Source organism: Saccharothrix isguenensis, assembly GCF_052936305.1.
In genome coordinates this window covers 6287654-6306129 of sequence record NZ_CP193626.1, presented here as the reverse complement: position 1 = coordinate 6306129, position 18476 = coordinate 6287654, and the positions used below count along the sequence as shown (strand labels likewise).

17 protein-coding genes are annotated in these 18476 nt (G+C 71.5%); 11 read left to right on the top strand and 6 right to left on the bottom strand.

Annotation, left to right across the window (positions count from 1 at the left end):
* The first annotated feature begins 228 nt into the window (after positions 1–228).
* The 4 genes from ACRAKI_RS28060 to ACRAKI_RS28045 are packed head-to-tail and all read left to right on the top strand — an operon-like array spanning position 229 to position 4763.
* Entirely contained in the window at positions 229–1293 is a 1065-nt protein-coding gene (locus ACRAKI_RS28060) for an ABC transporter substrate-binding protein (RefSeq protein WP_447003495.1), read from the top strand.
* Positions 1241–2848 (top strand): sugar ABC transporter ATP-binding protein, encoded by a 1608-nt coding sequence (locus ACRAKI_RS28055; protein ID WP_447003494.1) that lies wholly within the window; start codon positions 1241–1243, stop codon positions 2846–2848. Before ACRAKI_RS28060 ends, ACRAKI_RS28055 begins: the two co-directional genes overlap by 53 nt.
* Positions 2845–3801 carry an ABC transporter permease gene (locus ACRAKI_RS28050; protein ID WP_447003493.1) on the top strand — a complete coding sequence of 319 codons (957 nt, stop codon included), beginning with the start codon at positions 2845–2847 and terminating at the stop codon, positions 3799–3801. Before ACRAKI_RS28055 ends, ACRAKI_RS28050 begins: the two co-directional genes overlap by 4 nt.
* The gene (locus ACRAKI_RS28045) at positions 3798–4763 is read left to right on the top strand and encodes an ABC transporter permease (protein ID WP_447003492.1); all 966 of its coding nucleotides are present in this window, start codon (positions 3798–3800) and stop codon (positions 4761–4763) included. The genes ACRAKI_RS28050 and ACRAKI_RS28045 overlap by 4 nt, the downstream gene beginning before the upstream one ends.
* Before the next feature lie 58 nt (positions 4764–4821).
* Here the strand turns inward: ACRAKI_RS28045 and ACRAKI_RS28040 are convergent, their stop codons facing one another.
* Positions 4822–5790, bottom strand: coding sequence for an AraC family transcriptional regulator (locus ACRAKI_RS28040; protein WP_447003491.1), 969 nt, complete (start codon positions 5788–5790; stop codon positions 4822–4824).
* Positions 5791–5931: 141 nt separating this feature from the next.
* Between ACRAKI_RS28040 and ACRAKI_RS28035 the strand changes: the two genes are divergently transcribed.
* Genes ACRAKI_RS28035 through ACRAKI_RS28025 form a run of 3 tightly spaced genes read left to right on the top strand, consistent with a single transcriptional unit; the run spans position 5932 to position 8951 of the window.
* Positions 5932–6360 (top strand): DUF4345 domain-containing protein, encoded by a 429-nt coding sequence (locus ACRAKI_RS28035; RefSeq protein WP_447003490.1) that lies wholly within the window; start codon positions 5932–5934, stop codon positions 6358–6360.
* Between the two features lie 9 nt (positions 6361–6369).
* On the top strand, positions 6370–8169 hold the full coding sequence (recQ, locus tag ACRAKI_RS28030; protein WP_447003489.1) for a DNA helicase RecQ: 1800 nt from the start codon (positions 6370–6372) through the stop codon (positions 8167–8169).
* Positions 8166–8951: a pentapeptide repeat-containing protein gene (locus tag ACRAKI_RS28025; protein WP_447003488.1), complete on the top strand. Its 786-nt coding sequence runs from the start codon at positions 8166–8168 to the stop codon at positions 8949–8951. The genes recQ and ACRAKI_RS28025 overlap by 4 nt, the downstream gene beginning before the upstream one ends.
* 320 nt (positions 8952–9271) lie before the next feature.
* Here ACRAKI_RS28025 and ACRAKI_RS28020 read toward each other — a convergent pair whose 3' ends face one another.
* On the bottom strand, positions 9272–11365 hold the full coding sequence (locus ACRAKI_RS28020; RefSeq protein ID WP_447003487.1) for an NACHT domain-containing protein: 2094 nt from the start codon (positions 11363–11365) through the stop codon (positions 9272–9274).
* Between the two features lie 78 nt (positions 11366–11443).
* The gene (locus ACRAKI_RS28015) at positions 11444–12262 is read right to left on the bottom strand and encodes an alpha/beta fold hydrolase (protein WP_447003486.1); all 819 of its coding nucleotides are present in this window, start codon (positions 12260–12262) and stop codon (positions 11444–11446) included.
* A 32-nt stretch (positions 12263–12294) separates the two neighbouring features.
* Here ACRAKI_RS28015 and ACRAKI_RS28010 point away from each other — a divergent pair, with 32 nt between their 5' ends.
* Positions 12295–12675, top strand: a complete 381-nt coding sequence (locus ACRAKI_RS28010; RefSeq protein WP_447003485.1) for a RidA family protein — start codon at positions 12295–12297, stop codon at positions 12673–12675.
* Positions 12676–12752: 77 nt separating this feature from the next.
* On the opposite strand, the gene ACRAKI_RS28005 is transcribed toward ACRAKI_RS28010, so the two are convergent.
* On the bottom strand, positions 12753–13172 hold the full coding sequence (locus ACRAKI_RS28005; protein WP_447003484.1) for a CoA-binding protein: 420 nt from the start codon (positions 13170–13172) through the stop codon (positions 12753–12755).
* Positions 13173–13276: 104 nt separating this feature from the next.
* Here ACRAKI_RS28005 and ACRAKI_RS28000 point away from each other — a divergent pair, with 104 nt between their 5' ends.
* On the top strand, positions 13277–14563 hold the full coding sequence (locus ACRAKI_RS28000) for a PI-PLC domain-containing protein (RefSeq protein ID WP_447003483.1): 1287 nt from the start codon (positions 13277–13279) through the stop codon (positions 14561–14563).
* 26 nt (positions 14564–14589) lie between these two features.
* Here the strand turns inward: ACRAKI_RS28000 and ACRAKI_RS27995 are convergent, their stop codons facing one another.
* Together ACRAKI_RS27995 and ACRAKI_RS27990 are read right to left on the bottom strand one after the other, a co-directional pair.
* Entirely contained in the window at positions 14590–15417 is an 828-nt protein-coding gene (locus ACRAKI_RS27995; protein ID WP_447003482.1) for a trypsin-like peptidase domain-containing protein, read from the bottom strand.
* Positions 15418–15486: 69 nt separating this feature from the next.
* Positions 15487–16005, bottom strand: coding sequence for a DinB family protein (locus ACRAKI_RS27990; protein WP_447003481.1), 519 nt, complete (start codon positions 16003–16005; stop codon positions 15487–15489).
* 318 nt (positions 16006–16323) lie between these two features.
* On the opposite strand from ACRAKI_RS27990, the gene ACRAKI_RS27985 reads away from it, so the two are divergent.
* Positions 16324–17289, top strand: a complete 966-nt coding sequence (locus tag ACRAKI_RS27985; protein WP_447003480.1) for a hypothetical protein — start codon at positions 16324–16326, stop codon at positions 17287–17289.
* A 423-nt stretch (positions 17290–17712) separates the two neighbouring features.
* Complete coding sequence (locus ACRAKI_RS27980; RefSeq protein WP_447003479.1) at positions 17713–18318, top strand: ANTAR domain-containing response regulator; 606 nt, start codon at positions 17713–17715, stop codon at positions 18316–18318.
* The last annotated feature ends 158 nt before the right edge of the window (positions 18319–18476 follow it).

Here is an 18476-nt window from a genome sequence, read left to right as displayed (position 1 = left end):
CGGAGGTCCAGACCAATCGTCGTCAGGTCACCCTGGCACGGCCGCGCCGTCCTCCGTGCCCGACTCCGCTGGGTAAGCGCTTGCCTGCTCTCCGTCGGACCTCCGGGCGTCGACCGACCTCCGTAGCGCCTCCGGTCTGAACCTTTACAACGTTGTATCAACGATGTAAGAACGGAGCCGCTCTTGAGAGTGACGCCACTCACTCACACCCGGATCGAGGAGCGACACATGTCCCTGCCTGCCCGTGTCGGTGTCGCGGTGGTCGCGGCCACCGCCTTGCTGACCTCCTGCACCAGTCGTGAAGCCGCAACGTCCACCCAGGGCACCGGCGGCCCCGCCGCGTCCGCCGCCGCCTCCCAGACGAGCGGGCCGGGCTGCGCCCGTGACCGGATCGGCTACCCGAAGGTCGACGTCAAGGACGCGGTCATCGGGTTCTCCCAGTCCGAGAAGGAGGCCAACCCCTTCCGGATCGCGGAGACCCAGTCGATCAAGGACGAGGCGGCCAAGCTCGGCGTCCCGGACGACAAGCTCCTGGTCACCAACGCCCAGAGCGACCTGAACAAGCAGATCAGCGACATCAAGTCGCTGCTGGACCGGGGCGCGCAGCTGCTGATCGTCGCGCCGCTCAACTCCGACGGCCTCCAGCCCGCGCTCGACGCGGCGAAGGCCAAGCAGGTCCCGGTCGTGACGATCGACCGCAAGGTGACGTCCGACCCGTGCGACGACTACCTGACGTTCATCGGCTCGGACTTCGTGGAGCAGGGCAAGCGCGCCGCCCAGGCGATGGTGGAGGCCACCGGCGGCACCGGCAAGGTGGCCATCCTGCTCGGCTCGTCGGGCAACAACGTCACCACCGACCGCACCAAGGGCTTCAAGGACGAGATCGCCAAGACGCCGGGCATCTCGGTGGTGGCCGAGCAGACCGGCGAGTTCGACCGCTCCAAGGGCCAGTCCGTGATGGAGCAGCTCATCCTGAGCAACCCGGACATCACCGCTGTCTACGCCGAGAACGACGAGATGGGCATCGGCGCGGTGACCGCGCTGAAGGCCGCCGGCAGGACGCCCGGCCAGGACGTGAAGATCGTCTCCATCGACGGCACGCGCAACGCCGTGCAGCTCGTCGCGGACGGCGGCTACGACGCGGTGATCGAGTCGAACCCGCGGTTCGGCCCGCTCGCGTTCCAGACGCTCCAGGACTTCGCGGACGGCGAGGAAGTGCCGCCGACGGTGATCATCTCCGATGACGAGTACGACCGGTCCAACGCCGCCCAGAAGCTCGCGAACGCGTACTGACATGGTGTTGGAGGTCGTCGACGCCACCAAGGAGTTCGTCGGCGTCAAGGCATTGGACCGGGTGTCGTTCTCGGTGCGGCCGGGGGAGGTGCACGCCCTGGTCGGCGAGAACGGCGCGGGCAAGTCCACGTTGATCAAAGTGCTGACCGGGGTGCACCGGCCGGACTCGGGGGAGGTGCGCCACCGGGGCGAGCCGGTCGAGTTCCACCGGCCGCTGGACGCGCAGCAAGCCGGCATCTCCACCATCTACCAGGAGGTCAACCTCGTCCCGCTGATGAGCGTGGCGGCCAACCTGTTCCTCGGCCGCGAGCCGCGCACCCGGTTCGGCCTGGTCGACCTCGCGCGGATGCACTCGGAAGCAGCCGGGATCCTCGCCGGCTACGGCATCGGCGACGACGTGCGACGTCCGCTCGGGACGCTCGCGGTCGGCGCGCAGCAGATGGTGGCGCTGGCACGGGCCGTCTCGGCGGACGCGCACGTGGTGATCATGGACGAGCCGACGTCGTCGCTGGAGCCGCGCGAGGTCGAGACGCTGTTCTCGGTGATCGAGCGGCTGCACGAGCGCGGCATCGCGATCGTGTACGTGAGCCACCGGATGGACGAGCTGTACCGGATCTGCGACCGGGTCACCGTGCTGCGGGACGGCCGGCACGTGCACACCGGGCCGCTGGCGGACCTGCCGCGCATCGAGCTGGTGGCGATGATGCTGGGCCGCAGCGTCGGCGACATCCGCGAGCACGGCGCGACGGCGTTCAGCGAGGAGCACCACGCGGGCGCGGAACCCTTGCTGCGGGCGGAAGACCTGACCAGCGGGCGTCGGCTGGCAGGCGTCTCCGTGTCGATCCGGCCCGGTGAGGTGGTCGGTCTCGCCGGGCTGCTCGGCTCCGGCCGCACGGAGACCGCGCGGGCGATCATCGGCGCGCTGCCGCTGGATTCCGGCACGGTCCTCCTGGGCGGCAGGGCTCTGCGGGGGAACGTCGGCGCGGCGGTGCGCGCGGGAGTCAGCCTGCTGGCGGAGGACCGCAAGGCCGAGGGGATCATCCCGAACCTGTCAGTGCGGGAGAACATCGTGCTCGCCGCCCTGCCCCGGCTGTCCCGCTTCGGCGTGGTCAGCCGGGCGCGGCAGGACCGGGTGGTGGAGACGTTCATCCGGCGGCTGCGGATCAAGGTGTCCGGGCCGGAGCAGAAGGTCGCCGAGCTGTCCGGCGGGAACCAGCAGAAGGTGCTGCTGGCGCGCTGGCTGTGCACGCAGCCGAAGGTGCTGCTGCTCGACGAGCCGACCCGCGGCATCGACGTGGGCGCGAAGGCCGAGGTGCAGGCGTTGATCGACGAGCTGGCCCGGGACGGGTTGGCGGTGCTGCTGATCTCGTCGGAGCTGGAGGAGCTGCTGGACGGCGCGGACCGGCTGGTGGTGCTGAAGGACGGCGCCGTGGTGTCCGAACTGGTCGGCGACCAGCTCACCCGCGACCACATGCTGTCCGCGATCGCATCGGGTGACCCGGACTCGGACCGGGACTTGGACTTGGAGCCCGACTCGGACTCGGGGGGATCATGACTCTCTCGTTGGACCGCTTGGACCGGGCGCGTGCCGCCCGGTGGTTGCAGGAGTACGGCGTGTACGTCGCCGTGGCCGCGTTGCTGCTGTTCAACATCGCGTTCACGTCGAACTTCCTGTCCGTGGGCAACTTCCGCACGCAGCTCGTGCAGGCGGCGCCGGTGTGCATCGTCGCGCTGGGCATGGCGCTGGTGATCGGGACCGAGGGGGTGGACCTGTCGGTCGGCGCCGTGATGGCGCTGTCGGCCGCGGTCGTGCCGCTGTACCTCGGTTACGGGACGCTGCCGTCGATCGCGCTCGCGCTGGTGGCCGGGCTCATCGCGGGCATGGTCAACGGGGTGCTGGTGGCGTACCTGGGCATCCAGCCGATCGTGGCCACGTTGGCGCTGCTCGTCGGTGGGCGCGGGTTGGCGCTGGTGCTGGCGAACGGGCAGTTGGTGCAGCTGCACGACCCGGCGTTCCTGTTCCTCGGCACGGGTGACGTGTTCGGCGTGCCGGTCGGGGTGTTCGCGGCGGTGCTGTTCGCGGTGGCGGTGGCGTTGCTGGTCGGTCGGACGACGTTCGGGCGGCAGTTGGTCGCGATCGGCGGCAACCGGGCGGCGTCGGTGCTGGCGGGCATCCCGGTGCGGCGGGTGCTGATCGGGGTGTACGCGATCTGCGGTGTGCTGGCGGCGGTGGCCGGTGTGCTGTCCACGGCGCGGCTCGGCGCGAGCGACCCGGCCGACGTCGGGCTGCTGATGGAGCTGTCCGCGATCACCGCCGTGGTGGTGGGCGGCACGCCGTTGACCGGTGGTCGGGTGCGGGTGCTGGGGACCGTGATGGGGGCGCTGCTGATGCAGTTGGTGCGGGCGACGTTGATCAAGCACAACCTGCCCGACTCGACCGCGCAGATGGCGCAGGCGGCGATCATCGTCGGCGCCGTCTACCTGGCGCGCGAGCGGAGCAGCCGGTGAACGCGGTCGGTGTGCGCTTCCGGCGCGGGGTGGGTCGTCAGGGCGCCGCGGTCGCGTTGGTGGTGATGGTGCTGGTGGCGTGGCTGTCGTTCCCCCGGTTCGGCAGCCTGGACAACCTGCGCGACCTGGCGTTGCAGGGGTCGTTCCTGGCGATCGTCGCGCTCGGCATGACGTTCGTGATCATCACCGGCGGGATCGACCTGTCGGTCGGGTCGGTGTACGCCCTGGGCGGCGTCCTGGCCGCGTACGGCTCGCAGTGGGGTTTCGTGGTCGCTCTCGTGCTGCCGTTGGCGGTGTGCGGGCTGATCGGGTTGCTGAACGGGGTGCTGGTGGCGCGGACCGGCATGGCGCCGTTCATCGTCACGCTGGCGACGTTGTTGCTGGCGCGCGGGCTGTTGTTGGCGATCACGTCCGAGGGGTCGACGACCTACCGCATCGCGTCCGGCTCGGCGTTCCTGGAGCTGGGGCGGGGGACGGTGTTCGGTTTCGGGTACCCGGTGTTCCTGGCGCTGGCGTTGTGCCTGGCAGGTGGGCTGGTGCTGCGGCGGACGCGGTTCGGCCAGTCGGTGTTCGCCGTGGGTGGTGCGGAGCAGTCAGCGGTGCTGATGGGGTTGCCGGTGGCGCGGACGAAGGTGCTCGTGTACACGATGAGCGGGGTGCTGTCCGGTTTCGCGGGAGCCGTGACGGCGGCGTACCTGCAGTCCGGGGTGACCGTGATCGGCGTCGGGCTGGAACTGGACGCGATCTCGGTCGTGGTGATCGGCGGGACTCTTCTCACGGGCGGCGCGGGGACCGTGCTGGGGACGGTGATCGGCGTGGGCCTGCGGACCGTGATCCAGAACGTGATCAACCAGATCGGGACCCTGGACAGCAACTACCAGTCCGTGGTCAGCGGCGCGTTCCTCCTGCTGGTCGTGGTCCTGCAACGCTCCCTGGCCACCCGAGCCGGCAAAGGCACCTAGCGGTTCTGCCGGTGTAGTCCGCGTGGCCGCGCGCTCCGGCTTCGTCCCCGGAGAGCGGTCATCCGAGTGCCGCGTCGGTCCCGACCGGGCTGCGGAGGCTGCCCGGTGGCACGCCGAAAGCGCGTTTGAACGCCCGGGAGAACGCGGCCTCGGACCGGTAGCCGAAGCGGTGCGCGACGGTGGACAGGGGTTCGGCGGTCCGCCGCAGGTGCGCGTGGGCCAGTTGCAAGCGGCACTCGGTCAGGTAGCGCATCGCGGGCTCGCCGACCAGGGCGGTGAACCGCGCCGCGAACGCCGAGCGTGACAGGTGGGCGTGCCGGGCGAGTTCGGCGACGGTCCACGGGTGCTCGGGCTCGCGGTGGATCGACAGCAGCGCCCGCCCCACGTGCTCGTCGCGCACGGCGGCCAACCAGCCCTGGTCGGCCTCGGGCGCCGAGTCGAGCCAGGAACGGATCGCCTGCACGACCAGGATGTCCGCCAGGCGCGTGATGACGGTCTCCCCGCCGGCCCGCGGCGTCCCCGCCTCGGCGGCGATGAACCGCAGCGTGCTGTGCAGCCAGCCCGCCGCGTCCTCGTCCCACGTGCCGACGTGCAGGACCAGCGGCAGCTGCCTGACCAGGCGTTGCGCGGTCACGTGGTCGAAGCGGACCGCGCCGTAGGCGACCTGCGTGAGCTCACCGCCGCCACCGTGGCGCAGCACCTCGTAGCGGTCGCTGATCCGCTCCACCGGTATGTCGAACAGCGGTTCGGTCGGCGTGCCCGGCGCACTGAGCAGGCGGTGCGGCGTGCCGTGCGGGATCAGGGTCAGGCTGCCCTGCTCCAGCACCCGCGGTTCGTCACCGTCGACCTCCAGCACGCACCGGCCGGCGGTCACCACCTGGAACGTCATCAGCTCGTCGAGGCGGGGGACGGCCACGCCCCACGGCGCGGTCAGCTCCGCGCGGCAGTAGAGGGTGCCGGTCAGCCTCAGCAGGTGCAGCACCTCGCCCAACAGGTCGGCGGTCGCGGGGAAGTCTCGGCTCGGCACGGTCGGAGCGTGCCACCGGGGGCAACGGGCGTCCACGGCGGCGGACGAACGGCAATCGGCGGCGGACGCGCGGTCGTTGTCCGGACCTCGGACGCGCCAAGACACTGGGTTCCGACATCCGCTCGTGGACAAGGAACCCCGATGCCCGCCGTGCCGAGAGCCGTGCTGTCCGTGTCAGGTCTGGTGTTGGTGGTGATCGGTGCCGCGAGCCTGTTCGCGCCCGTCGCCTTCCACGCCGTCAACGGCATCGACGCGGCCGGTGGCCCAAGCGTGCTGAGCGAACTGCGCGCGGCGGGCGGCGGTCTGCTGGCGGCCGGCTCCGTCGTGCTGTCCGGCGCGTTCGTGCCGAGGCTCACCGCCACCGCCGCGGTGCTCGGAGCCCTCGTCCACCTCTCCTACGGCCTGTCCCGCCTGCTCGGCATGGCGGTGGACGGGATGCCGGCGGCCGGTCTGGTCCTCGCCACCGCGGTGGAGCTGCTGCTCGGCGTGGCGTGCGCTCGTGTCCTCCACCTCCTCCGCCGCACGAAGGCCGCCGGAACCGCGCCGGGAGGTGTCGGAGGGGTCCGTTAGGATTGCGCGATGGCTTCGCAAGAGGTGCTGCGAAGGGTCTTCGGCTACGAGTCCTTCCGCGGGGAGCAGCAGGACATCGTCGACCACGTCATCGCGGGTGGCGATGCACTGGTGCTCATGCCCACCGGGGGCGGGAAGTCGCTGTGCTACCAGATCCCCTCCCTGGTGCGCGACGGCACCGGTGTCGTGATCTCGCCGCTGATCGCGTTGATGCAGGACCAGGTGGACGCGCTGCGCGACCTCGGCGTGCGGGCCGGGTTCCTCAACTCCACCCAGTTCCCGGACGAGCGCGCGCTGGTCGAGGCCGAGTTCCTCGCCGGCGAGCTGGACCTCCTCTACCTCGCCCCTGAACGCCTGCGCACCGAGCAGACCACCCGCCTGCTGGAGCGCGGCAGGATCTCCCTCTTCGCCATCGACGAGGCGCACTGCGTCTCCCAGTGGGGCCACGACTTCCGGCCGGAGTACCTCGCCCTCTCCCACCTGCACGAACGGTGGCCGGAGGTGCCTCGGATCGCGCTCACCGCGACCGCCACCCGGGCCACCCACGCCGAGATCGCCGAACGCCTCCGCCTCGGTGACGCGAAGCACTTCGTCGCCAGCTTCGACCGCCCGAACATCCAGTACCGGATCGTGCCCAAGAACGAGCCGAAGAAGCAGCTGCTGGAACTGCTCCGCACCGAGCACGAGGGCGACGCGGGCATCGTCTACTGCCTGTCCCGCAACTCGGTCGAGAAGACCGCCGAGTTCCTCACCCAGAACGGCATCCCGGCCCTGCCCTACCACGCGGGCCTCGACTCGGGCACGCGTGCGCGCAACCAGTCCCGGTTCCTGCGCGAGGACGGCCTGGTGATGGTCGCCACCATCGCGTTCGGCATGGGCATCGACAAGCCGGACGTGCGGTTCGTCGCGCACCTCGACCTGCCCAAATCGGTGGAGGGCTACTACCAGGAGACGGGCCGCGCGGGCCGCGACGGGCTGCCGTCCACCGCCTGGCTGGCGTACGGGCTCCAGGACGTCGTCCAGCAGCGCAAGATGATCGACGACTCCGAGGGCGACCAGCAGCACCGCCGCAAGCTCATGGCGCACCTCGACGCGATGCTGGCGCTGTGCGAGACGGTCGAGTGCCGCCGCGTGCGGCTGCTCGACTACTTCGGCCAGCCGAGCACGCCGTGCGGCAACTGCGACACGTGCCTCGTGCCGCCGGAGACGTGGGACGGCACGGTGGCGGCGCAGAAGGCGCTGTCCACCGTGGTGCGGTTGCGCAACGAGCGGCGGCAGAAGTTCGGCGCCGGGCAGACGATCGACATCCTGCTCGGGCGCAAGACCGCGAAGGTCATCCAGCACGACCACGACCAGCTGAAGGTGTTCGGCATCGGCACCGAGCTGAACGAGAGCGGCTGGCGCGGGGTGATCCGGCAGCTCCTGGCGCAGGGGCTGATCGCGGTGGAGGGTGAGTACTCGACGCTCGTCGTCACGCCGGGCGGCGACGAGGTGCTGTACCAGGGGCGCAAGGTGCTGATGCGGCGTGAGCCGGAGCGCCTGGCCAAGGTGAGGACCACGAAGAGCGCGGCGGCGCAGGTGGAGCTGACCGCCGAGGCGACGCCGGTGTTCGAGCGGTTGCGGGCGTGGCGTGCGGCGACGGCCAAGGAGCAGGGGGTTCCCGCCTACGTGATCTTCCACGACGCGACGCTGCGGCAGATCGCCACGTCCGCGCCGTCGACGTTGGCGGAGCTGGGCACGGTCAACGGTGTGGGTGAGAACAAGCTGGCGAAGTACGGGCAGCAGATCCTGGACACGTTGAGCGCATGAACGACCTCCGTGCCGACTGCTCGCGGTGCTTCGCGCTGTGCTGCGTGGTGCCCGCGTTCGCCGAGTCGGTCGACTTCGCGATCGACAAACCGGCCCGCACGCCGTGCCGGAACCTGCTCGCGGACTTCGGCTGCGGCATCCACTCGAAGCTGCGGGAGAGCGGGTTCACCGGGTGCACGGTGTACGACTGCTTCGGCGCGGGCCAGCAGGTGGCGCAGGTGACGTTCGGCGGGACGAGCTGGCGTGACGACCCGGCGTCGGCGGCGGACATGTTCGGCGTGTTCCCGGTGATGCGGCAGCTGCACGAGCTGCTCTGGTACCTGACCGAGGTGCGGGGTCTGGAGAAGGCCCGCGCGCTGCACGCCGCTGCCGACGAGCTCCGGACCACGATCGAAGGGCTCACCGCCGGCACCCCGGAAGAGCTGCTGGCGCTGGACGTCGGCCCGTACTGGGAGCGGGCGAACGCGCTGCTGCTGCGGGCCAGCGAGCTGACGCGTGGCAAGGGCAAGAACCGCCGGGGCGCCGACCTGATCGGCAAGGGCCTGAAGGGCGCGAACCTGCGGGCGTCCAACCTGCGCGGCGCGTACCTGATCGGCACCGACCTGCGCGGGGCCGACCTGCGGCTGGTGGACTTCATCGGTGCCGACCTGCGCGGCGCGGACCTCTCCGGCGCCGACCTGACCGGCGCGTTCTTCCTCACCCAGGCCCAGGTGGACGCTGCCAGGGGCACCCGCGCCACCAAGCTCCCCGCCACCCTGACCCACCCGCCCCACTGGCCCTGACCCCACCCACCCCCTGGTGAGTCGCGGAGTACGTCGGGGGCGTAGGCGGGGGTGCCGCTGTCGGGCGGACGCGGTGACGGCGTGGGGCGGGACACGCTCTGCGGCATGAGACCGGAAGTGCGGAAGTCGTGGCCGGCGCTGCACGCCATCTCGTCCGTCGGCTGGCTCGGCGTCACGGTCGGCATGCTCGTGCTCGCACTGGCGGCGTTCGACGCGCCGCGGCTCTACCAGGCCAGCGGTCGCCACGGCCGGCGCCGACGTCCTGGCCGCCTCCTGCGTGTCCCTGGCCCTCTACACCTTCAACACCGTGCTGTCGGTGTTCAAGCCGTGGGGCCGGACGAGGTGGGGCCGGACGCGATCAGGTGGGGCGTCGCTGGGCCGGACGCGGTCGGGTTGAGACCGACACGCCGCCGCTCCACCTGAGCCGCCACCTCCACCGGGTCGCACGAGGCGAGGTGGTCGCGGACCAGCGCGTGCGGGAACCGGTGCCCGTCCACCAGCAGCACCCGATCCCGGGCGGACTGGAGGATCGCCTTGCGCCCCAACGGGAACTCGTCCAACGCCAACGGCCGCGCCAGCAGACCCGCCACCACGTCGAACGGCCGGTTCACGACGGGCGTCACCGCCAGGCCCAGCACCACACCGGACACCGCGCCCAACGCCGAAGGGCGAACGGCAGCACCCGCGAGCGCCGCCAGCCCCACCCCGGCCAACCCCGCCACCGGCAGCCAGCGCAGCCCGATGGCGACCCGCGTGTGCAGCCCCGCCCACACCCCGCGCAGACCGCCGACGAACGCGCCCACCGCCAACCCCGACGCCAGCCCGATGCCGAGTCCGACCGGCAGATCGGGTCCGGGCCCCGTCACCACCATCACCCCGACGGGCGCCAGAGCCCACGCCAACGCCCAATACCGGTCACGGGTGTTGCCGTAGGCGACGAGCAGCGCGACCACGACGACCACCCCGTACCCGACCGCCGGAGGCCACCCCGAGACCAGCCCACCGAGCAGCCCTCCCAGCACCGCCACCACGCCGGTGACCAACGCCCCCGCCAGGAAACCCGTTGCCGCCCAACGCTTCCCGCGTCGGGTATCACCACGCGCCACGATGAACGCGCTACGCGGCACACCGACCGTGGCGACAGCGGTGACGACGGCCGCCACCAGACCCAGCCGCACCCCCACCACGAAGCACAACGCGGTCGCCGCCCCCGCCAGCGCGCCCGGCCCGGCCCGGCGGAACAACCGCCACACCACGTCCGGCCCGACGAACTCCAGCCACACGTCCCGCGAAGGCAACCTGGACCGCGCCTGGAGGTCACGACATCGCCGCGCGATCCGGGCCAGGAACCGCAAAGCCCGCACCGTCCGCTCCGTACGAGACGAACCCGAAGGACCCGAAGGACCCGAAGTAGAGCCAGGAGGATCGGAAGGGCCGCGCACGACCGACTCCACCAGGTACGTGTCCAGCACTCCCCGGTACTCGGCACGCCCCGCCCGGTACGCCAGCGCCAGCAGCCCGAACGCGAGCGGCGTCCGCACCTCGTCCCACAGCTCCGGGTCCTTCTCCAGAGCGTCGCGCAGACCGTCCAACCGGGGACCACAAGCCGTGATCAGGTCCAGGACTTCGTTGCGCCCCAACACCTTCACCTGCGCCACGTCACAGCGCGGCATGTGCTGGTACTCGTCACCAGCGCTGCACAGCACGACCTCCCGCAGCTTCAACGCGGTGATCCACGCCAGGCACTCCACCCGATCCGCCGGCGGCAACTCGTCCAGCCCGTCGAACAACAGCACGAGGTTGCCCTGCCGCAGCCACGCCTTCCCCAAGCGCGCACCGATCCGGTAGTGCGCCGACAACGCCCCCAGCAGCCACTCGCCGAAGTCGTCGTCCCGCTGCCACCCGCCGAGGTCCACCACCACCGGCACCGGCAGGCTCAGGTCTTCCCGCGCCCGCGCCGCCAACGTCTCCGCGAGCGACAGCAGCAACGTCGTCTTCCCGGCGCCAGGTTCGCCCGCCACGATCAACGGGTGGCGGATTCGCGTGGGCAGCCGTGGCCCCACGCGGGGCACGACACCGAGCTTCAGCCGCACCTGCTCGGCCAGCGACCCGTCCACCCGCGCCCGCACGAACCGCTCCACCCGGTCCAGCGCCGCCCGGCGGTTCGCCGGGTGAGAGGGACGCCGTCGCAGGACGAGCCCGAGGAGCGGTTCCCAGGCCGCGAGGCACAGGGTGAGCGCGGACAACACCGCCAGCACAGGCCACAACCACAGCGCATGAGGCCCGAGCACCGGTGCCGCCGACCCGCCGGTGACCGTGTTGACCGCGACGGGGACGAGCACGAGGAACGTCACCGCACCCAACCCGATCAGCGCGATCAGACGGGACGTGCGGCCGAGCCGTCGCGCGTCCATGTGCCCCCTCCACCAGGTCGCGCTCGACGGTAACCGCGTTCGCACCGAGGTGGTAGAAGGGTTCCCGTGGTCGACCGGTCACGAAGCGTGCCGAGCCGGGCCCTTCAGGAAGTCCACGAGCAGCCGGTTCACGGCCGCCGGCTGTTCGAGGTAGCCGAAGTGGCCCGCGTCGGCCACCTCCTCGTACCGCGCGCCCGGGATGGCGTCGGCGACCTCGCGCGCCAGGTACGTGGGCAGCACGCGGTCGTCCGCGAAGCCCACCACCATGCACGGCACCTTGATCCCGCGGTACGCGTCGAGCCGGCTCTCGGTCTCGTTCATCCCCATCTGCGCCCGCACGCCCTTGCCGACGGTGGAACCGGAGAGCTCCAGGAGGTCCAGCCAGTCGCGCGCCGCACTCGGGTCGCGCAGCGTCGCGGGGGACAGGTTCAGCACCGCGTTCACCGCCGCGAAGTACTCGCCCGGCAACGTGATCCCCTGGTCGTGCAGTGCGCGTTCACCCCGCGACAGGGCGCTCTGCAAGTGGTCGTTGCGGCCCGCCGTCGCCAGCATCACGGCCTTCGAGACCAGGTCCGGACGGGCCAGGGCCACTTCCTGCGCCACCCGCGCGCCCATGGACGTGCCGACCACGTGCGCCGGCCCGCCGAGCAGCTCGATCAACGCGGTGATGTCGCCGACCATGTCCTCGATCTCGATCCCGGCCGCGCACTCGTCAGTCGGCGGGATGCCCCGGTTGTCGACGGTCACGACCCGGAACCCGGCGTTCCGCAGCGCCGGCACCTGGTGCGGGCGCCACACCCGTCCGGGGCTGCCGGTGCCCATGACCATGACGACGAGCTCACCCTCGCCCTCCACCTGGTAGCTGAGGTTGATCCCGTTGAGCGCGACGATCGGCATGGCCCGCAGGTTACTCAATTAGGGTGAACGCCATGAGGCGAGTGATCCTTTCCGGCTCCACGTTCGAGGAACAGATCGGCTACGCGCGGGCCGTCGTCGACGGCGACTGGGTGCACGTCTCCGGCACCACCGGCTTCGACTACGCCACCATGACCATCTCCGACGACGTGGTCGCGCAGGCCGAGCAGTGCCTGGCCAACATCGGCGCCGCGCTGACCGAGGCCGAGTGCACCTTCGCCGACGTCGTCCGGGTCACCTACTACCTGCCGGACGCCGAGGACTTCGAGCCCTGCTGGCCCGCGTTGCGCGCGGTGTTCGGCGAGGTGCGCCCGGCCGCGACGATGCTGGAGTGCGGCCTGGCCGACCCCCGGATGCGGATCGAGATCGAGGTCACCGCCCGCCGCCGGTCCTGACCGGTGGCCGGTGCGGCGGTGGCCGATGCGGCGGTGGGCGGTGCGGCGGTGGGCGGTGCGGTGGTGAGCCGTGGTGGTCAGCGTGGCCCGAGTGCCGCCCACTCGATGGCCGGGCAGCGGTCCATGACCACGTCGAGCCCGGCCGCCGTGGCCCGCTCGTACGCCGCCTCGTCGATCACGTCGAGCTGGAACCACACCGCCTTCGCGCCGATCTCCACCGCCGCGTCCGCGAACTCGCCCGCCGCCTCGGAGCGCCGGAACACGTCCACCACGTCCACCGGGAACGGGATGTCGGCCAGCGACGCGTAGCCCTGTTCGCCGTGGACGGTCGGGGCGTCGGGGTGCACGGGCACGATCCGCTTGCCGTGCTGCTTGAGGAACCTCGCCACGCCGTAGGCGGCTCGGTGCGGGTGGTCGGCGAGCCCGACCACGGCCCAGGTCTCGCCGTCCGCCAGGATCCGGCGGATCTTCTCGGGGTCACCCCACGGTTCGGTCATGGCACCAGCCTAGAACGGCCGGACATGAAGCTCTTTCGCGTTGAGTCCGTGCGCCTCTACCCTGGGCGAGCCCGCCGCCGCGGAGCCTTCGAGAGGACTTCTTGATGCGCGCCACCCGATCAGCCCTGGTCGTCACGCTCGTCGCGTCCCTGACCGCAGCCGCACCGGCCCAAGCGCAACCGCAGGGGCAGCCGGCGGACGGCGTCTACTACCTGCAAAGCGTCACCACCGGCCTGAACGCCGGCGTCTCCGGCACCTCGGTGCTCCAACGCCGGCCCAAGGGCGACGAGGACCGCCAGCAGTGGACCCTCGCCGGCCGCACGCTGCGCGAAGGCACCCAGTGCCTGGGCCGCCAGGCCGACCAGGCCGTGGTCCTGCCCTGCTCCAGCCCCGACGCGCAGTGGGACGTGCTGCCCGACGGTGACCGGCACCGGCTCAAGGTCCCCGGCGTCGACCGCCACCTGATCGCCTCCGGCCCGGACCAGGTGCGGATCGGCAGCGGAGCCGACCTCTGGTACCTCACCCCCGTGTCACCCCGGCGGGTCCCCGTGCCGGCGGAGGGGGAGCGGCGGCTGGACCAGGTCACCTTCCTCACCACGCACAACGCCTACGCCAACGGTGTGGACGGTGGCTTCGCCCCGCCGTTCGTCAACCTCGCACCCAACCAGGCCCGGGGGATCGAGCAGCAGCTCCGCGACGGCGTGCGCGGGTTCCAGCTCGACGTCCACCAGACCCCGGACGGCGCGATCCTGTGCCACAACAGCTGCACGTGGGTCAGCCGCCCGGTGGCGCTGTGGGTGGACGTGCAGCGGATCGTGGACTTCCTCAACCGCAACCCGGACGAGTTCGTCACGGTGTTCCTGGAGGACTACGCCTCCGCCGGGGTGCTGCGCTCCGAGCTGTCCCGCGTCGACGGCCTGGCGAACGTGCTGTTCCGCCCCGACCAGGCAGGGGTGCGGACGAACGGCTGGCCGACCTTGAACACCTTGCGCGCGAACGGCAAGCGGCTGATGATCTTCACCGACCGCGGGCGTGCGGGTGACTCGCCGCAGCGCGACACGTTCGGCGTGATGTACCAGTCCGAGTGGACGGTCGAGAACCACTGGTCGATGGGCTCCGGCCTGGGCGCCTCGGACTGGTCCTGCCACAGCCGCTGGAGCACGCCGCTGAACCGCACCGAACCCGGTTTCCGGCCGCTGTTCGTGATGAACCACTTCCGGGACGTGCCGATCACCGGCACCGCGACCACCGACAACGGCAAGCTCGCCGACCGGGCCCGCCGGTTCTGCGAGCCCGCCGCCCGCAAGACGCCGACGTACCTGGCCGTGGACCACTACCACCTGGGCAACCCGATGGCGGCGGTCCTGGCCCTGTCCGGCGAACGGTTCTGACGAGCGGGGTCCTGGGCGAAACGGCGCTAGTCAGCCGGTCGGGGCAGCCCGCAACCGGGGGCGGTCAGGTCGACCCGGCCGCCCCCGGTCAGGCACGGCACCACCTGATGGGTCTGCTGCCCGTACCGGATGCCGTGGCGCACGGTCACCTTGCCGGTCTCGTCCACCTCGCACGGGTTGTGCATCGTGCACCGCTCACCGTCCTCGTTGCCGGTGTTGTTCACCGCCACCACCTTGCCCGTGGCCACGTCCACCACCGGCGAGCCCGACGTGCCGCCCTTGCTGTCGCACCGCGCGGTGTAGCGCATCGAACCGCGCCAGGACCACCGGTCCTCCCGCAGCTCGTGCACGTAGCCGTCCGCGTGGCAGGCGTAGACCCGGCGCCAGTAGCCGGACACCAGCCGGATGTCGATGCCGGTCGCCGGGTGCGTCGGCGACAGCTCCAGCACCCGCGTGCCCATCGCCTCGACCTCGGCGTACGTCGACGTCAGCCGGTAGAGCGCGACATCGGTGCCGGACATCGTCGCGTAGGCCAGCCAGGACGAGCGCAGCGTGCCGAGCGTGCCGTCGCCGTCCTGGTCGAGCAGGGTGAACGTCCGGTTCGCCTGCTCCTCCACGACGACCTCGTCGGCGCCCAGGAGCCGCACGCAGTGCCCGTTGGTCAGCACCATCGCCGGGTCGGACGGGTCGTGCTCCGGCGGCCGGACCACCGATCCCGAACAGCCCCGCAACGACACGATCCCGCTGAAGTCGACGTCGACGGCGGGCGCTGCGGGCGGTTCCAGCGCCGACGCGGGCGCGGTGGACAGGGGCAGCACGAGCAGTGCGGCGAGGAAGGCAACCAAGTGGCGCATGGGAGTCGATCCAAACAGCCCCCGTCGCGCGCCGCAGGGTCGTTCACCCGCAAGCGTCACGCCCGCGTGTCACTCGCCCTTGTCGCCGTCCGCGAGCTCGCGCAGGAAGTCCAGGTGCCCGACGTGCCGCGCGGTCTCCTGCACGACGTGCGCGAGGACCCAGCGGACCGTGCGGCCCTTGCCGTCGTGGTCGCCGCGCGTCCGTTCGTCCGGGCCCAACCCGTCGAGCGCGTGCTCCGACCGCGCCCACTCGGCCCGGTACTCGTCGATCACCGACTCCACCGTGTCGCCCTCGTGCATGCGCCACGACGCGTCCGAGTCCTCACCCCACAACGACGGCAGCTCCACGCCGCCCACCTCGATCGACAGCCACCACCGCTCCACGGCGGTCAGGTGGCGCAGCGCGCCGAGCGCGCTCACGACCGGCGACGTGGGGATGGGCGCGGACGTGGCGTCCGCCCAGCTCAGGCCCTCCACCTTCGACACGGCGGTGAGCCGCAGGAACGTGAGGAACTCGATCATCAACCGCAGCTCGTCCCGGGCGTCCGGGCCGGGCCACGTACGTTCGTTCGAACTCATGTTCGACACCTTACGGCAGCTGTTAACACCAAGGTGTCATCATGCGGCCGTGGACCGATTCGTGCCGGCCGTCCTCGTCGGTCGTGCGGGCGTCCTGGGCGTGCGGCGTTCTGGGTCGCGCGGGCGTCACGGCACAACGTCGCTTTGCTATCGTCGGAAGCGGCGTGTGTGAGCAGACGTGAGGCTGGAGCCACTCCCCGGCAAGAGGGTGGCGTGATCCGCCGCGGGGTGAGGGCACCCCTGCTCATGGAAGACCACCGAAGACCGTCGAACGACGCGTAACGCGTCCTTGTCGCGCCGAGCCGGGCGGCGGGAGCGAGGACTGCCATGGCGCGATCGTCGTTGACCGACCAGCTGGTCGACCTCCGCCGGACGTACACCGGCGAGAACCTGACCCAGGCCGTGCCCGCGGTGAAAGCGGTGCTGCACGACCTGCCCGACGACCGCCGCGAACGCGTGGTCGACGCCCTTCGCGGCGGCAAGGCCGACGTGCGCGGCCTGTTCCTGCCCGACGCGGAGGACGACGACCAGCGCGCGCTGGAATGCGTGGTGCTGCAAGCGGGTCTGGACGCCGCCGCCCACCTTCAACTCCGCCCGCCCGCGAGCATGATGCGGCCGGCGCACGCGTTCGCCGCCGTTGAACCTGGCGCGGACCTCCGCCTGCACCTCGCCGAACACGCCCTCGGCCCGCTGCTCTACGAGCTGCTGCCCCGGTACGACGGGGACTGGGTGGCGGGGGCGGCCGGTCTGCGGGTCGCCCACCACCCGCGTTCGGTGGAGCTGCGCCTGGTGGGCCTGGGCGCGGCGGTGCACCTGGCGGGCGTGGACGAGCGGGCCTGGGCCGACGGCATGAAGTACGTGAGGAACCTCCTGCAGGGCCGTGACCTGGGGGACAGGTTCATCGACGGTCCGCTCGCGCCGGCCGAGCGCGACCGCCTGGAGGAGGCGCCGCGCCCGACCGGTGTGGGCAGCGCGTTGCTGCGCCGGTACCCCCTGTTCGCCGCCGCGCCGTGGGTGCGGGCGCTGGTGCAGGGCGACCAGTGGTGGGTCGAGTGGCCCACGAGCCTCGGCGTGCCGAAGGTCGCCGACCGCCTGCTGCACCCGGTGTTCGGGCTGCCGGGGTCTGTGGAAGTTCCCAGTGTCGGAGGCGGTCTCGGCATCTCCACCGGCTGGTACGACCTGTTCCTGCGCGAGGTCGACGGTCCCGACCCGGCGAACGAGCCCGCGCTGGCCGCAGTCGAGTGGCCGGCGGGCGTGACGGGCTGGTGGGAGCCGCCGCAGTCGGTGCGCTGACCTGCCGTGCCGGGCGTCCACATGGGCCGCCCGGCACCACCGGCCTGATCGGGCACACCGACCTCGGATGCCGGCGCGCAGCCTTCTTCCGCGCCCGCGAGCGGGCCGCGCACGGTCCGCGCGCCCCGGGATGGGTGCGGAGTGGGCGGGGGAGCGACCCCGCCTGCCATAGGCAGACCCGATCGGGTACACCTGCCGCGCGCCGGTGTCCACCCGACACGGTGCGCCGCGTCCCGCGCACCGGCCGGGGGATGGCGTCCGCCCGGCGCGTTCGGCGGATCGGTTCCGCCCGAACCGACCACGCCGCCGGCGGTGGCGGCGATCACGGCCAGGTCGCCCCGGCGGGGCACGACCCGCCGGTAGACTGCGGTTTCGTCCGACGCGACCGCGTCGAGCCGCCGTCAGAGTGTCAGGAGAACCCCGGTGACCCAACCGGCTGCCGAGGCCCAGCCCGAGGCCGCGCCACGGCGCGTGCTCGTGGCCGAGGACGAAGCCCTCATCCGACTCGACCTGGTCGAGATGCTGCGCGAAGAGGGGTACGAGGTGGCCGGTCAGGCCGCCGACGGCGACGAGGCGGTCACGCTGGCCACCGAACTCCGGCCGGACCTGGTCATCATGGACGTCAAGATGCCCAAGGTCGACGGCATCGAGGCCGCGTCGGTGATCGCGGGCAAGCGCATCGCCCCGGTCGTCATCCTCACCGCGTTCAGCCAGCGCGATCTCGTGGAACGCGCGCGTGACGCGGGCGCGATGGCCTACCTGGTGAAGCCGTTCGCCAAGCGGGACCTGGTGCCCGCCATCGAACTGGCGATGAGCCGGTTCGCCGAGTTGCAGGCGTTGGAGAACGAGGTCGCGGGGCTCACCGAGCGGCTGGAGACGCGCAAGGTGGTCGAGCGGGCCAAGGGATTGCTGATGACCAAGCAGGGTCTGTCGGAGCCCGAGGCATTCCGTTGGGTTCAGCGGACGGCTATGGACCGCCGCACGACGATGAAGGCCGTGGCCGAAGCCGTCATCGAAAACTTCGGGTGACTAACCCCCCGCGAGTGATACACGTTCGAGTATCGGACAGTACGTCGGGTCATTGTTGGTTACTGCCCGCATTGGCCGCGTGACCTGCGGCTATTTGAGCTGGATTTAGGGTTCTTAACGTCCGGGCATTTTCCGGTGACTACCGTCACGATGTGGAC